This window comes from Arthrobacter sp. 49Tsu3.1M3 (assembly GCF_900168135.1).
GTDB lineage: Bacteria > Actinomycetota > Actinomycetes > Actinomycetales > Micrococcaceae > Arthrobacter.
In genome coordinates, this window is the sequence record NZ_FUZD01000008.1 from 80,973 (window position 1) to 94,950 (window position 13,978).

The 13,978-nt window shown below is 67.3% G+C and carries 9 protein-coding genes; 6 read left to right on the forward strand and 3 right to left on the reverse strand.

Annotation, left to right across the window (positions count from 1 at the left end; translation table 11 throughout):
• Positions 1–43: 43 nt before the first annotated feature.
• Positions 44–2,782 carry a preprotein translocase subunit SecA gene (gene secA, locus B5X90_RS11150; RefSeq protein ID WP_079552947.1) on the forward strand — a complete coding sequence of 913 codons (2,739 nt, stop codon included), beginning with the start codon at positions 44–46 and terminating at the stop codon, positions 2,780–2,782.
• Positions 2,783–2,997: 215 nt separating this feature from the next.
• Here secA and B5X90_RS11155 read toward each other — a convergent pair whose 3' ends face one another.
• Both B5X90_RS11155 and B5X90_RS11160 read right to left on the reverse strand, forming a co-directional pair.
• On the reverse strand, positions 2,998–3,483 hold the full coding sequence (locus B5X90_RS11155; RefSeq protein WP_079552949.1) for an Rv3235 family protein: 486 nt from the start codon (positions 3,481–3,483) through the stop codon (positions 2,998–3,000).
• Between the two features lie 156 nt (positions 3,484–3,639).
• Positions 3,640–4,443 carry a LysM peptidoglycan-binding domain-containing protein gene (locus B5X90_RS11160; RefSeq protein ID WP_079552951.1) on the reverse strand — a complete coding sequence of 268 codons (804 nt, stop codon included), beginning with the start codon at positions 4,441–4,443 and terminating at the stop codon, positions 3,640–3,642.
• Between the two features lie 180 nt (positions 4,444–4,623).
• Between B5X90_RS11160 and B5X90_RS11165 the strand changes: the two genes are divergently transcribed.
• A complete protein-coding gene (locus tag B5X90_RS11165; protein ID WP_079553078.1) occupies positions 4,624–5,193 on the forward strand; it encodes a hypothetical protein in 570 nt (189 codons plus the stop codon).
• 14 nt (positions 5,194–5,207) lie between these two features.
• On the opposite strand, the gene B5X90_RS11170 is transcribed toward B5X90_RS11165, so the two are convergent.
• Positions 5,208–5,429, reverse strand: a complete 222-nt coding sequence (locus B5X90_RS11170; RefSeq protein ID WP_018775212.1) for a helix-turn-helix domain-containing protein — start codon at positions 5,427–5,429, stop codon at positions 5,208–5,210.
• Between the two features lie 153 nt (positions 5,430–5,582).
• On the opposite strand from B5X90_RS11170, the gene B5X90_RS11175 reads away from it, so the two are divergent.
• From B5X90_RS11175 to B5X90_RS11190, 4 genes are read left to right on the forward strand one after another with little or no spacing between them, the layout of a single operon-like run.
• The gene (locus B5X90_RS11175; RefSeq protein ID WP_079552953.1) at positions 5,583–6,227 is read left to right on the forward strand and encodes a hypothetical protein; all 645 of its coding nucleotides are present in this window, start codon (positions 5,583–5,585) and stop codon (positions 6,225–6,227) included.
• The gene (locus B5X90_RS11180) at positions 6,224–7,543 is read left to right on the forward strand and encodes an AAA family ATPase (protein ID WP_079552955.1); all 1,320 of its coding nucleotides are present in this window, start codon (positions 6,224–6,226) and stop codon (positions 7,541–7,543) included. Before B5X90_RS11175 ends, B5X90_RS11180 begins: the two co-directional genes overlap by 4 nt.
• Before the next feature lie 57 nt (positions 7,544–7,600).
• The gene (locus B5X90_RS11185) at positions 7,601–12,466 is read left to right on the forward strand and encodes an NAD-glutamate dehydrogenase (RefSeq protein WP_079552957.1); all 4,866 of its coding nucleotides are present in this window, start codon (positions 7,601–7,603) and stop codon (positions 12,464–12,466) included.
• Between the two features lie 36 nt (positions 12,467–12,502).
• On the forward strand, positions 12,503–13,972 hold the full coding sequence (locus B5X90_RS11190) for a sensor histidine kinase (protein ID WP_079552959.1): 1,470 nt from the start codon (positions 12,503–12,505) through the stop codon (positions 13,970–13,972).
• Positions 13,973–13,978 lie beyond the last annotated feature (6 nt).

Sequence of the window (13,978 nt, forward strand, 5' to 3'; positions counted from 1 at the left end):
AACACGCCAGAATTCGGCAGCTTGAGACTGGGAGCAACTTCACGTGGCATCACTTATCGAAAAACTTCTCCGCACGGGTGACAAAAAAACCCTGCGGCAACTGCGGAACTATGCCGATTCCATCAATGCCCTGGAGAGCTCCTTCCAGACCTTCACGGACGCCGAGCTCCGGGAAGAAACCGACCGGCTGCGCGAACGCCACCAGGCCGGCGAGAAGCTCGACGATCTGCTGCCCGAAGCGTTCGCGGCCGTGCGCGAGGCCTCGTCCCGTACCCTCGGCATGCGCCACTTCGATGTCCAGCTCATGGGCGGCGCCGCCCTGCACCTGGGCAACATCGCGGAAATGAAGACCGGTGAAGGCAAGACCCTGGTGGCCACCGCTCCGGCCTACCTCAACGCCCTCACCGGCAAGGGCGTCCACGTCGTCACCGTGAACGACTACCTCGCCGAATACCAGTCAGACCTCATGGGCCGCGTCTACCGCTTCCTCGGCCTCACCAGTGGCTGCATCCTCTCCAACCAGGACCCTGCGCTGCGCCGCGAGCAGTACGCTGCGGACATCACGTACGGAACGAACAACGAATTCGGCTTCGACTACCTGCGCGACAACATGGCGTGGGACAGCTCGGAACTCGTCCAGCGCGGCCACCATTTCGCCATCGTCGACGAAGTGGACTCGATCCTCATCGACGAGGCCCGCACCCCGCTCATCATCTCCGGTCCGGCCCAGGGGGACACCAACCGCTGGTACAGCGAGTTCGCCAAGGTGGTCACCCGCCTGCAGGCCGAGACCGACTACGAGGTCGATGAGAAGAAGCGCACCGTCGGTGTCCTCGAGGCCGGCATTGAAAAAGTCGAGGACTACCTCGGCATCCACAACCTTTACGAGTCCGCCAACACGCCCCTGATCGGCTTCCTGAACAACGCCATCAAGGCCAAGGAGCTGTTCAAGCGCGACAAGGACTACGTCATCCTCGACGGCGAGGTGTTGATCGTCGATGAGCACACCGGCCGCATTCTCGCCGGCCGCCGCTACAACGAAGGCATGCACCAGGCCATCGAAGCCAAGGAAGGCGTCGAGATCAAGGCCGAGAACCAGACCCTCGCCACCGTGACGCTGCAGAACTACTTCCGCATGTACGACAAGCTCGCGGGCATGACCGGCACGGCCGAGACCGAGGCCGCCGAGTTCATGAGCACCTACAAGCTCGGCGTCGTTGCCATCCCGACCAACCGCGACATGACACGGATCGACCAGGCCGACCTCGTCTACAAGAACGAGACCGTCAAATTCGACGCAGTCGTCAAGGACATCGCCGAACGCCACGAAAACGGCCAGCCGGTCCTCGTCGGCACCACCAGCGTCGAGAAGAGCGAATACCTCTCCCGGCTGCTGGCCAAGGAAGGCGTCCGGCACGAGGTCCTGAACGCCAAGAACCATGCCCGTGAAGCCTCCATCGTGGCCCAGGCCGGCCGCAAGGCCGCCGTCACGGTCGCGACCAACATGGCCGGCCGCGGTACCGACATCATGCTTGGCGGCAACGCAGAATTCACCGCCGTCGCCGAGATGGCCAAACGCGGCCTGGACCCGGAGGAGAACTCCGAGGAATACGAGGCCGCGTGGCCCGAGGTCTTCGAAGCCGCCAAGCAGGCCGTCAAGGACGAACACGAGGAAGTCCTGAACCTGGGCGGACTCTACGTCCTCGGCACCGAACGGCACGAGTCCCGCCGCATCGACAACCAGCTCCGCGGCCGTTCCGGACGCCAGGGCGACCCCGGCGAGTCCCGGTTCTACCTCTCCCTGACCGATGACCTGATGCGCCTGTTCAACTCCGGCGCAGCCGAACGGCTGATGAACAGCTCGGTGCCCGACGACGTCGCACTCGAATCCAAGCTCGTCTCGCGCGCCATCGCCTCGGCCCAGGGCCAGGTGGAAGGCCGCAACGCCGAACAGCGCAAGAACGTGCTGAAGTACGACGACGTCCTGAACCGCCAGCGCGAGGCGATCTACGGTGACCGGCGCCGCATCCTCGAGGGCGATGACCTCCACGAGAAGGTCCAGTACTTCCTGGAAGACACCATCAACGCCTTCATCGACGAAGCCACAGCCGAGGGCACCGGCGATGACTGGGACTTCAACCTCCTGTGGTCCAACCTCAAGACCCTGTACCCGGTGAGCTTCACCCCGCGCGACGTCATTGACGAGGCCGGCGGCAAGTCCCGGATCACGGCCGAGTTCCTCCGGGAAGAGATTCTTTCCGACGCCCGTCTGGTCTACCAGGCCAGGGAACAGGCGATTGGCTCCGAGAGCATGCGCGAACTCGAGCGCCGGGTGGTCCTGTCCGTCATCGGGCGCAAGTGGCAGGAACACCTCTACGAGATGGACTACCTCAAGGAGGGCATCGGGCTGCGCGCCATGGCCCAGCGTGACCCCCTGGTGGAGTACCAGCGCGAGGGCTTCATCATGTTCCAGGCCATGATGGAGGCCATCCGCGAGGAGAGCGTGGGCTTCCTGTTCAACCTCGACGTCGAAGTGACGCCGGCCGAGGATGTTGTGGTGGCGGACGCCGAGGGCCAGCACACCGAACACCACGAGCCGCAGATCCATGCTGCCGGGCTCGAAGCCCCGGAGAAACCCGCGCAGCTGCAGTACACCGCCCCTGGCGAGGACGGTGCCGCCCAGACCCGGGTCGAGGCGAAGGCCTCCGGGCGTTCGGGAAACCCGGCCAAGGCCGCGGCACAGGACATCGGCCGCCGCGCTGCGAAGAAGAAGCGGCGCTAGGCACGACGCCGAGACGGGAGGACCGGAGCATTGGCTCCGGTCCTCCCTTGTTTGCGCCTCCTTTCCCTTACCGGCCGGGCCTTCCCTTGCAGACCGGGCCAGGTTCCGCAGGTTCGTGCCCGTCGCTGCCTTCGGCCGGCTACTGGCTTCTGCGGACTCTCTGCCTGTCTTCGGCCGGCTCTCTGCGTGTTTTCTGCCTCCGGCGGCCGCGCCGTTCAGCCGATCTCCAGCACGGTGACGCGCCAGGCCGCCGTGCCGCGCTCCAGCCTCAGCGCGACCGCGCGAACCCGTGATTCCTCGACCACCACCGCGCTGGCCTCGTAGACGTCATCCGACACGCGGCAGGCCCGGACGGACCTGACGGACGGGTTGCGGTGCAACCTGCCCGCCGTCGGCGAAGTGCCGGAGGCAACCCGCCGGGTCAATGCGGCGCGGTGCTGCAGGGCCGCCAGGCAGCGCGGGTCCAACCGCCGGGAGAGCTGCTGTGCGGGCCGCGTCCCGGCCAGCACTTCGATCGCCGCCTGCACGGTGCTCCGGGAAATCGCACAGATCTCGCGGGCCTCGTCGACAACGCGCAGCGGCGGCCGGGCCGCAGTCGGGTGGTTGGCCGGTGGATTTGCCGTGCCGGACACAACCCGGAGGGCCGGGGCGTGCGGGACGGGGGTCGCCGCTGCTGAGCGGATCCCGGTGACTGCGTTCATGACGGTTCCTTTGCTGATAGCTGGTGCGGGTGACTGAAGGTCGGTGAGGGTGGCGGATGCGGGTGGCTGGTGCCGGGCGAATCTTCCGACCGGCTTCTCCTGTGGTCTGCGGTGGGGCCGGGGCTGGAGTTGCCCGGCCCGTGGTGAGGCGGCCCCCTAGTTCGGCGGCGGGAGGACCAGGACCTGTCCGGGCCGCAGGAAGTGCGGGTCGGCACCGATAGCGTCGCGGTTGCCCGCATAGAGCCGGGGCCACTCTCTGGCGATGTCGGCGTCGGAAGCCAACGGCCCCAGCGCCGCCGCGGCGATGCTCCACAGCGAATCGCCGGACCGGACCGTGACCTCCCTGCGGGCGCCGGGGATGTCTTGTGCGCGCACATGGCGGGCAGCCAGCGGTCCGGCATCCACGACCGGGCTCAGCGGCTTCCACCGCGGATCCAGCGCTGGACCGGCTCCCGGCCGTTGTGGGTCCGGTGCCAAGGCCTGCACGGGTGACGGGGTCCACGAAGCCGATACTGCTGCCGGGCCGGGTCTGTCCGGGCCGGGCCCGCCAGTGGCCGCGCTGGCCAGCGGCGCCGTCAGCAGCTGCAGTCCTACGGCGGCGAGCACGAGCCGCCGCATGAACGCCGGGCTGAACCGTCCCGTGGCGGCCGCCGCGCGGGTCCTGCCGAGGCGGTCCAGCAGTGCCGCTGCGACGGCGAAGGCGAGCGACATCACCCACCAGGTGATGACAATCAGCCCGGTCGTATTGGCCACGATCCCGAGCTGGTCCTCGAAGGACAGCGACTGCCGGCGTGCCGAGCCGGACTGCCAGCGCTGAATCAGGAAACTTCCCGTGGCCGCGAGGAAGATCCCGAGCAGCAGGATGGCGGCGGCCATGGCGGCGTCGGCCCGGACTGTTTGCCCGGGCGGCGGGACGGGCAGGGGCCGGGCTCCTGGGTGCGGCGTCGCTCTCCGGTGCATGGCTGTTCCTCCAGTCGAACTGCGTACAGTTTGATAATGTTTGATGCCATTTGAATACTTTAAATGCTGTTTAATGAAGTCTGATCCTGTTGTGCTTCGTTTGTCTAGATGCCGTCCTTGCCTGTGGATAGGGGAGGCCAGCGGATTGACCAGTGCGGGAGGCCGGCCTACGCTGGCGCCATGCGGTGGGACGCCTTGTTTGAGGACATGGAGGCACAGCTGGCCGCGCGCCAGCGGCTGGAATTAGAGGCTGAAATAGCCGAGCGTGCACTCGTGGACTCTGCGGGAGTGCAGCTCGCGGACCGGCTCCGAGGGTCCCTCGGCCTCGGTATCCGCGTGCATCTGTCCTCGGGGCGGGCGTTCGAGGGAGTGCTGAGCCACGCGGGCAGCGAAGCCCTGGTCCTTGACGAGCCCCAACACCAGGTACTCATTCCCTACGCAGCGGCCGCGCACTATGGGGGTCTTTCGCGGGTGGCGGTCTCCGAACCGTCAACCGTCCGCCGGCGGCTAGGTTTGGGCAGCGCCCTCCGGGGACTCGCCAGGAACCGTGCACGGGTGACTATCTTCGCCGGTCACGGGAGGGCGGATTCCGGGCTCCACGGCATCATCGACACGGTCGGCAGGGACTTCCTGGACCTGGCCGTGACACGGGACGGCGGGGAACAGCCTCCGGCGAACGCCCGGCAGGTGATTGCCATCCCCTTCAGCGCCCTCACGGGCATCAGGTCCGTAGGTGCCGCGGGCGGCTAGTCAGCCCGCCAGGCTCAGCTTCCGGCGGACTTCGCCTTGGCCTCTTCGATCATGCGGCTGGCCTCCGCATAGCGCTCCTGGATGTACTGCTCGAGCATCTTCTCCTCGACGCGCCACTGGCCGCGTCCGCCCACCTGGATTGCCTTCAGCTCGCCGCTGCGAACGAGCGCGTAGGCGGCCGGAGAGTTGATCTGGAGCTGCTCGGCAACGTCAGCGAGAGTCAGGAATCGGGGCATGAATCCATTTTGCCACCGTTGAGGCCTACTGGTGCCGTTGTCCACAGTTTGCACCCGTTTGGCTCCGGATCTTCCACGCGGGCGGCCCGGGCGCAACAATAGGGGTGCCCGGCATCCCGGGAATGGACGGCGACGACAGGGGGGAGCGGACGCATGAGTGGAAGCGCGGCAGCCGAAGGGGCCCGTTTGAAAAGGCCGTCCTGGAAAGACCCCCGGCTCCTCGTCGGAATCCTGCTGGTCCTGGCATCCGTGGCGGGCGTGGTCTCGCTGGTCGGCGCCGCGGACCAGACCACGGAAGTGTACGCAGCGCGGGAGCCGATCGCCGTCGGCGAGACGCTGACAACCGACAAGCTGCACCGGGTCAAGGTACGGCTCGGCGAGGTGGAACAGCACTACCTGACCCCGGAGACCGGCCTGGATGCCGGGCTCGTGGCCGTGCAGCGGATCGGCAAGGACCAGCTGCTGCCGCGTGAGAGTGTCGGGCAGCTCGACGGCCTGGACCGCAAGCCCGTGGCTGTCACCGTCGAGGAGACCCTTCCCGCCCAGGCCGTGGCGGGCTCGCGCGTGGATGTCTGGGTGGCGTTGCCGGATACCCGCAACGGCTTCAGCGAGCCCTCCCTGCTCCTCTCCGGCGCCGAAATTGCCCAGATCACCCCGGGAAGCGCAGCCCTGGGCTCCTCACGTTCCACGGTGGTCATGGTGCTCGTCCCCGACGCCCAGATGCCCAAGTTGCTTGGGGCCCAGGCCAACAAAGCAAAGATCGCGGTCGTGTGGAATCCGGGCGGTACCTCGCGATGAGCATTCCCGTGGTGACTGTGGGGGACTCCCATGATGACCTGGTCGGCGGACTGGAGCGGCTGCACGGGCCTGTGTCCGTTGTCCGGCGGTGCAGCGAGCTGGCGGAACTGCTGGCCGCCTGCCAGAGCGGGTTGGCCCGCGCCGCCGTCGTAGCGGCCGGCAGCGAAGAGCTGACGGCCTCGCTGGTGGACCGGCTGTCCGCCGTCGGGGTCGTCGTCATCGCCTTGACCGACAATCCGGAGGAAATTGTCCGCCTGCGGACAATTGGCGTGGCAGCGGAAGCCCGGGCCGTTGACGCCGCGGCCCTGGCGGCGAGAATTTCCGCAGCGGTGGCGCAGCTCAGTGGCACCGGAGAGGGGCCCGGGCCGGCCGCGGGTGACGGCGCGGCGTCCGTCGCCGCCGCAGGGCAGGTGCCGCGGTCTTCCGGGGCGCAGACCGTCACCGCAAGCCCAGGCGCGAAGGGCCGGATCATTGCGGTCTGGGGTCCGGCCGGCGCGCCGGGCCGGACCCTGGTGGCCGCCAACATAGCGGGGGAGCTGGCCGCGGAAGGGCATTCCGTGCTGCTGGTCGACGCCGACAGCTACGGTGCCAGCGTGGCCGCCCTCCTGGGTCTGCTTGACGAGGCCGCCGGGCTGGCCCAGGCCTGCCGGCTGGCAGACCAGGGCCTGCTTGACGCCGATGCCCTGCTCAGGATCGCCACGACCGTGCCGACCAGGGCCGGCTCGCTGCGGGTGCTCACCGGGATTACGCGGGCAGACCGCTGGACGGAACTGCGCGCCGCCGCCCTCACGCTGGTGCTGGAACGGGCCCGGGAGATTGCGGATGTGACTGTGGTGGACACCGGCTTCTGCCTCGAAGCCGATGACGAGCTCGGCTTTGACAGTGGCGCGCCACGCCGCAACGCCGCGACCCTGCGAAGCCTGGAGCTGGCCGACACGGTCTTTGCCGTCGGGGCGGCGGACTCCATCGGGGTGCCGAGGCTCGTCCGCGGCCTTTCCGAGCTCCGGACGGCCGTCCCGCAGGCGGCGCCGCAAGTGGTCCTGAATAAAGTCAGGACCTCCGCCGTTGGACGCTCGCCCGAACGCCAGCTGCGGGCCGCCTGGGAGCGGTACGGCCCCTCGGCGCCATTGACTGCGTTCCTGCCCTCCGACCCCGCGGCGAGCGACGCCGCCCTCCTGGCCGGGGCACTTTTGCTTGAATGCGCCCCTGAATCCGAGTTGAGGCACGCGATCGCCATTTTGGTTTGTGCACCTGCCCAGCGAAATAAGAAATCCTTTGTCTTTTATTCCACAGCACGACGCCGGGCAAAGGGTTAGTGTCAACGTAAGGGCCGCAAAGAGGCGGCTGTGAACTTCTTTTATGGAGGCGTTTCGATGTCGTCTGGGTCCAGCGTGGAGGATCAGCCCGTTTCGATCGGTAGCAGCGAAAGCTACCTCGGGGATTACTACGAGCACCTCGCGGAGGAGGATTTCCGGGCCTATCCCCAGGAAGTCCTGACGGCAAGGACCGAAACCCACCGCCAGATCGCGGCGGCGAGGAAGCCAGGCATCGCGAACATCGACCTTCGTGACGAGGCAGACTGCAGCGTCCTGTACATCGTCACCGACGATATGCCCTTCCTCGTGGACTCCGTCAACGCCGAGCTGGTCCGCCAGAACGCGCCCATCCACCTCGTGCTGCACCCGCTTTTCGTGGTGACCCGCAACCGGGAGACCGGAAACCTCGTCAAGGTGGCCCGCGTCCCCTCCCACCTTGGCATTTCCAGCGGTGACACGGCGGCCATGCCAAACTTGTCGCACCTGATCGCCGAGGGCGACAACGCCTCGCACATGGAATCCTGGATCGCCGTCGAGATCGACCTCGTCGACGAGGAGAAGCGCGCGGAGCTGGTCAAGGGAATCTCCCGCGTGCTGGGCGACGTCCGCGCCGCCGTCGAAGACTGGCCCAAGATGCGCACGAAAGCCCTTGAGATTTCCGCGGATCTGGACCGGGTGGCCAACCGCGCGCAGATTGCCGAGCTGCGCCAGGCCCAGGACCTGCTCCGCTGGCTCGATGACGGGAACTTCACCTTCCTCGGCTACCGCGAATACGACCTCGTGAACGAATCCGGCGAGGATGTCCTGGAACTGCGCGAGGAAAGCGGCCTCGGCCTGCTCCGCGCCGGCGCGGACACCCGCCAGGTCCAGCACCTCACCGAGGCCGGCCGGAAGAAGGCCCGCGAGAAGCGCGCGCTCGTGATCACCAAGGCGAACTCCCGCTCCACCGTGCACCGCCCGGCGTACCTGGACTACATCGGCGTCAAAAGCTTCGACGCCGCCGGCAACGTCAACGGGGAACGCCGCTTCATCGGCCTGTTCGCCACGACCGCCTACGCCGGTTCCGTCCGCGATATCCCCGTCGTCCGGGAGAAAGTGGCTGCTGTTCTCAGCGACGCCGGCTTCCCGCCGGACTCGCACTCGGGCAAGGACCTGCTGGGCATCCTTGAAACCTATCCGCGCGATGAGCTCTTCCAGATCGAAATCCCGGACCTCGCCGCCATCGCCACCGGCATCCAGCGGCTGCAGGAACGCCGCCGGACCCGGCTCTTCCTCCGCCCGGACATCTACGGCCGCTTCATGTCCGCCGTCGTCTACCTGCCCCGCGACCGCTACACTACCAATGTCCGCCTGCGCATTGAGCAGGAACTGCGGGAGACCTTCAACGCCGTCTCCATCGACTACGAGGCGCGCATGACAGAGTCCGCTCTGGCCCGCCTCTTCTTCCGGATCCGGCTGCCCAAGGACGCCGACGTCAGCAACGTCAACAGCGACGAACTGGAGAAGCGCCTGGTCCGGGCCGCCCGTTCCTGGGGCGAAGGCATTTCCGAAGTTCTGCGCGCCCGCGGCGACGGCGGCACCAAGGAGGACGGCGCCAAGGAACTGGCAGCCATCTGGGCCGAGGCGTTCCCGGCCGGATACCGGGTGGACTACGAGATCGAAGACGCGCTGCAGGACATCGACCGCTTCGAAAAGTACGGTGCCGCGGCCGAACGGGCCGGCGAAGCCGTCAAGGAGCACCCCGGCGTTCACGTGTACCTCCCCGACGGCGCCGGAGCCACACTGGAAGAGGACGCCCGGGTCAAGCTCTACATGCTGGAGCCGAAGAGCCTGAGCCAGATCCTGCCGTACTTCCACAACCTCGGCCTCGAGGTCCTGGACGAACGCCCGTTCGAGATCGAGACCGCGGATCACCGGGACTTCTTCCTCTACGACCTCGGCCTCAAGTACCCCGCCGGCGTGGATCCCCAAGCAACGGGCCAGCTGCTGGGCGAGTTCTTCGGCGCGGCCGTGACCGGCGCCGTGGAATCCGACAGCTTCGACCGGCTGGTGCTGCGGGAGCGTATGCACTGGCGCCAGGTTGTCGTGCTGCGCGCTTACGCCAAGTACATGCGCCAAATGGGCAACACCAACTCCTTCGGATTCCTGGCTGACACCCTGCTGGCGAACCCGGATGTCACCCGGGGACTCAGCGACCTGTTCACAGCACGGTTCGACCCGGCGCTCAGCGACTCCGACCGCGTGCTCAGGGAGGTAGAGGTCCTCGCCGGACTGGATGCAGCGATCGAGCAGGTCGCGACCCTCGACGCCGACCGCCTGCTGCGCACGTTCAAGAACCTGATCCAGGCCACACTCCGCACGAACTACTTCCAGAACAAGCCCCACCTGAGCTTCAAACTGGATCCGTCCCTGATCGAGGGCCTGCCGTTCCCGCGGCCGATGTTCGAGATCTGGGTCTACTCGCCCCGGGTCGAGGGCGTGCACCTGCGCTTCGGCAAGGTGGCCCGCGGCGGCCTGCGCTGGTCGGACCGGCGCGAGGACTTCCGCACCGAGATCCTGGGCCTGGTGAAGGCGCAGACCGTCAAGAACGCCGTCATTGTTCCGACAGGCGCCAAGGGCGGCTTCTACGCCAAGCAGCTCCCGGACCCCGCAGCAGACCGCAGCGCCTGGATGGCCGAAGGTGTTGAGAGCTACAAAACGTTCATCCGCGGACTCCTGGACATCACGGACAACCTGATCGTGACGCCCGAGGGCGAAACCGTCCAGCCCCCGGCCGACGTCGTGCGTCATGACGACGACGATTCCTACCTTGTGGTCGCGGCCGACAAGGGTACTGCGTCCTTCTCCGACATCGCCAACGGACTGGCCGGCGAATACAGCTTCTGGCTCGGCGACGCCTTCGCCTCCGGCGGCTCCGTCGGCTATGACCACAAGGCCATGGGCATCACCGCCCGCGGCGCGTGGGAGTCGGTCAAGCGCCACTTCAGCGAACTGGACCTCGACACCCAGGCCGAGCCGTTCACCGTGGTAGGCGTCGGCGACATGTCCGGCGACGTGTTCGGCAACGGCATGCTGCTCTCCAAGCACATCCGCCTGCTGGCTGCCTTCGACCACCGGCACATCTTCCTGGACCCCACCCCTAACGAGGCAACGTCCTACGCGGAGCGCCAGCGGCTCTTCGAACTGCCCCGGTCCTCCTGGGATGACTACGACAAGTCGCTCATCAGCGAAGGCGGCGGCGTCTTTGCCCGGCAGGCCAAGTCGATCCCCGTGTCCGCACAGGTCCGTACCGCCCTCGGCCTCCCGGAGGGCACCACGGAACTGAGCCCGCCGGAGCTCCTGCGCGCCATCCTGCTCGCCCCGGCCGACCTGCTCTACAACGGCGGCATCGGCACCTATGTCAAGGCCAGCACCGAAACGAATGCCGAGGTCGGCGACAAAGCCAATGACGCCATCCGCGTTGACGGCCGCGAACTGCGGGTCAAGGTGGTCGGGGAAGGCGGAAACCTGGGGATGACCCAGCGCGGACGCATCGAGGCCGCGCTGCAGGGCGTCATCCTCAACACGGACGCGATCGACAACTCGGCCGGCGTCGACTGCTCGGACCACGAGGTCAACATCAAGATCTTCGTGGACCGGATGGTGGCGGCAGGCAAGCTTGAGCCCGCCGAGCGTGCGGACTTCCTGGCCTCGATGACCGACGAGGTCGGCCGGCTCGTGCTCGAGGACAACATCGACCAGAACATCCTGCTCCTCAACGACCGGATGCGGGTCTCCGAATGGAGCCCGAGCTACGAACGGCTCATGGACTGGCTGGAAAAGTCGGCGGACCTCAAGCGGGACCTCGAGGCCCTGCCCACCACGGAGACGCTGCGCGAGCGCCTGGAACAGGGCCAGGGGCTGACCTCCCCGGAGCTGTCGGTCCTGGCCGCCTACGCCAAGATCGAACTTGCCACCGCCTTGCGCGACAGCGACCTCGCCGATGACCCGTGGTTCCGCATGACGCTGCGCGCCTACTTCCCGGAGCAGCTGCGGGAGAGGTTCGACGCCGAACTGGACACCCACCCGCTGCGCCGCGAGATCATCGCGACCGTGGTTGCCAACGACATGATCAACCTCGGCGGCATCACCTTCGCGTTCCGTGCCATCGAGGAGACCTCGGCCACGGAGGCCGCCGTCGCCAAGGCGTTTGTGGCCCTGCGCGAGGTCTACGAGCTCGACATCATGGTCAAGGAACTCAACGAACTGCCGGCGTCGTTCCCGACCGAACACTGGAGCACCGTCCACCTGGACATCCGGCGGCTGCTGGACCGCGCCGTCCGGTGGCTCCTCGGCCAGGGCTCGGCGTCCCGTCCGATCGCGGAGATCGTGGCCGAATTCAAGCCGCTGATGGATCCCATGCGCGCCCGGCTGCTCGACTACCTCCGGGGCGACGACCGCGCCCGGGTGGCCGAATGGCTGGAGAAGGCGCGCAGCTGGGACCTGCCGGAGGACCTGGCACACCGCTGGGCGGAACTGTTCGAGAGCTTCGTGCTCCTGGACATCGCCAAGATCGTCCACGGCAGCAAGGAATCCGTGGCCGATATTGCCCACGTGTACTACACGGTCTTCAACCGCTTCCATGCGGATTCCCTGCTCGAACGCATCACCAAGCTGCCGAGGGAGGACCGCTGGCAGGCCCTGGCCCGCGCAGCCCTGCGCGATGACCTCTACTCCACCGTCTCGGACATGACGACGGCGGTGCTGGAGTGCACCCCGGCCGGGACTCCCGCGGAGGAGCGTCTTGCGGTCTGGGAAGGCCAGAACGCGGAGCAGCTGGGCCGGGCGAAGTCAATGTTTGACGAGGTCAATGCGCTCGAGGCCGATGACATGGCCTCACTGTCGGTAGCATTGAGGCTCTTGAGGTCAATCGTCCGACGCTAAGGGGCTGCCGTCCCTGGCGTCGCAAATGGAGGTGCTGTGGCAATCTTTACGGACCCAATCAGGGAACATGCTGATTTTGGCCCGGGGGATGCCGAATGGCTGCATCTCCTGGTCGGCGACTGGCAGATGGTCGCCGACCTCGCGTTCGCCGACCTAGCCCTGTGGTTTCCGCACCCGGAGTTCGGCTATGTGGCCCTGGCCCACGTCCGCCCCTCCACCACGCACACGGTGTTCCACGCCGACTTCGTGGGGGAGGGGATTCGGTCGGACCTGCAGCCGCTGGTCGACAAGGCGTGGGAGAGCCGCGCGATCGAGCGCTCCAACGAGACCAACTGGAGCAGCGACATGGCCCTGCGGGTCGAGGCGGTCCCGATGGTCCGCAACGGCCGCACCCTGGCGATCGTGACCTCCCACATGGACCTGTCGAGTTCGCGGATGCCCTCCCGGCTCGAGCTCACCTACCGGCAGTGCGCCTACGATCTGCTGCGCATGGGGACCCTGGGCCTGTGGCCGGACTTCGCGTCGCCCACAGGCTCGCGCCGCGGCGCGCCCCGTGTGGGTGACGGTTTGATCAGGCTCGACGCCGAGGGGATCGTGCAGTATGCCAGCCCCAACGGGGTCTCCGCGTTCCGCCGCCTCGGCGACGGCGAGTCCCTTGAGGGCCGGTCCCTCGCCGAGGTCACGGCCGGGCTTCTGCGGGACCGGCGCATGGTCGATGAAACACTGCCGCTCGTCGTCACGGGCCGGATGCCGTGGCGCAGTGAAATCGAGTCACGCGGCGTGAGTCTTTCGCTGCGCGCCATCCCGCTGCGCGACGAGCAGCAGCGGTTCGGCGCCTTGGTACTGTGCCGGGACGTCTCGGAGCTGCGCCGCCGGGAGATGGAGCTGGTCACCAAGGACGCCACGATCCGCGAAATCCATCACCGGGTGAAGAACAACCTGCAGACCGTCGCCGCACTGTTGCGGATGCAGTCGCGGCGCATGGTCAGCGACGAGGCCAAACAGGGGCTCGAGCAAGCCATGCGGCGGGTGGCGACCATTGCCCTCGTGCATGAGACGCTCTCGCAGGGCCTGACCCAGAGCGTTGATTTTGACGAACTCATCGGCCGCCAGTTCCGGCTCTCTGCCGAGGTCGCCTCGCCCTCGCAGCAGGTCAAGACACAGCGTTCCGGCCTCTTCGGCGAACTGCCGAGCGACTTCGCCACCCCGTTGGCCCTGGTCATCAACGAGCTGGTCACGAACGCCGTCGAGCACGGGCTGGAGGGGCGCACCGGTACTGTCTGGCTCGTCGCCGACCGGTCGGAGAGCGAGGACGGGGATGAACTTCTCACCGTGACGGTGGAGGACGACGGCGTAGGGCTGCCGGACACGCCGTATGTCGAGGGCCTGGGGCTGCAGATTGTCCGCACGCTGGTCATGAGTGAACTCGGTGGCACCATCCACTGGCAGGGACGGGACGGCGGGGGAACCGCAGTCCAGATTGTCCTGAGCCTGACGCCGCGCTGACAGCCT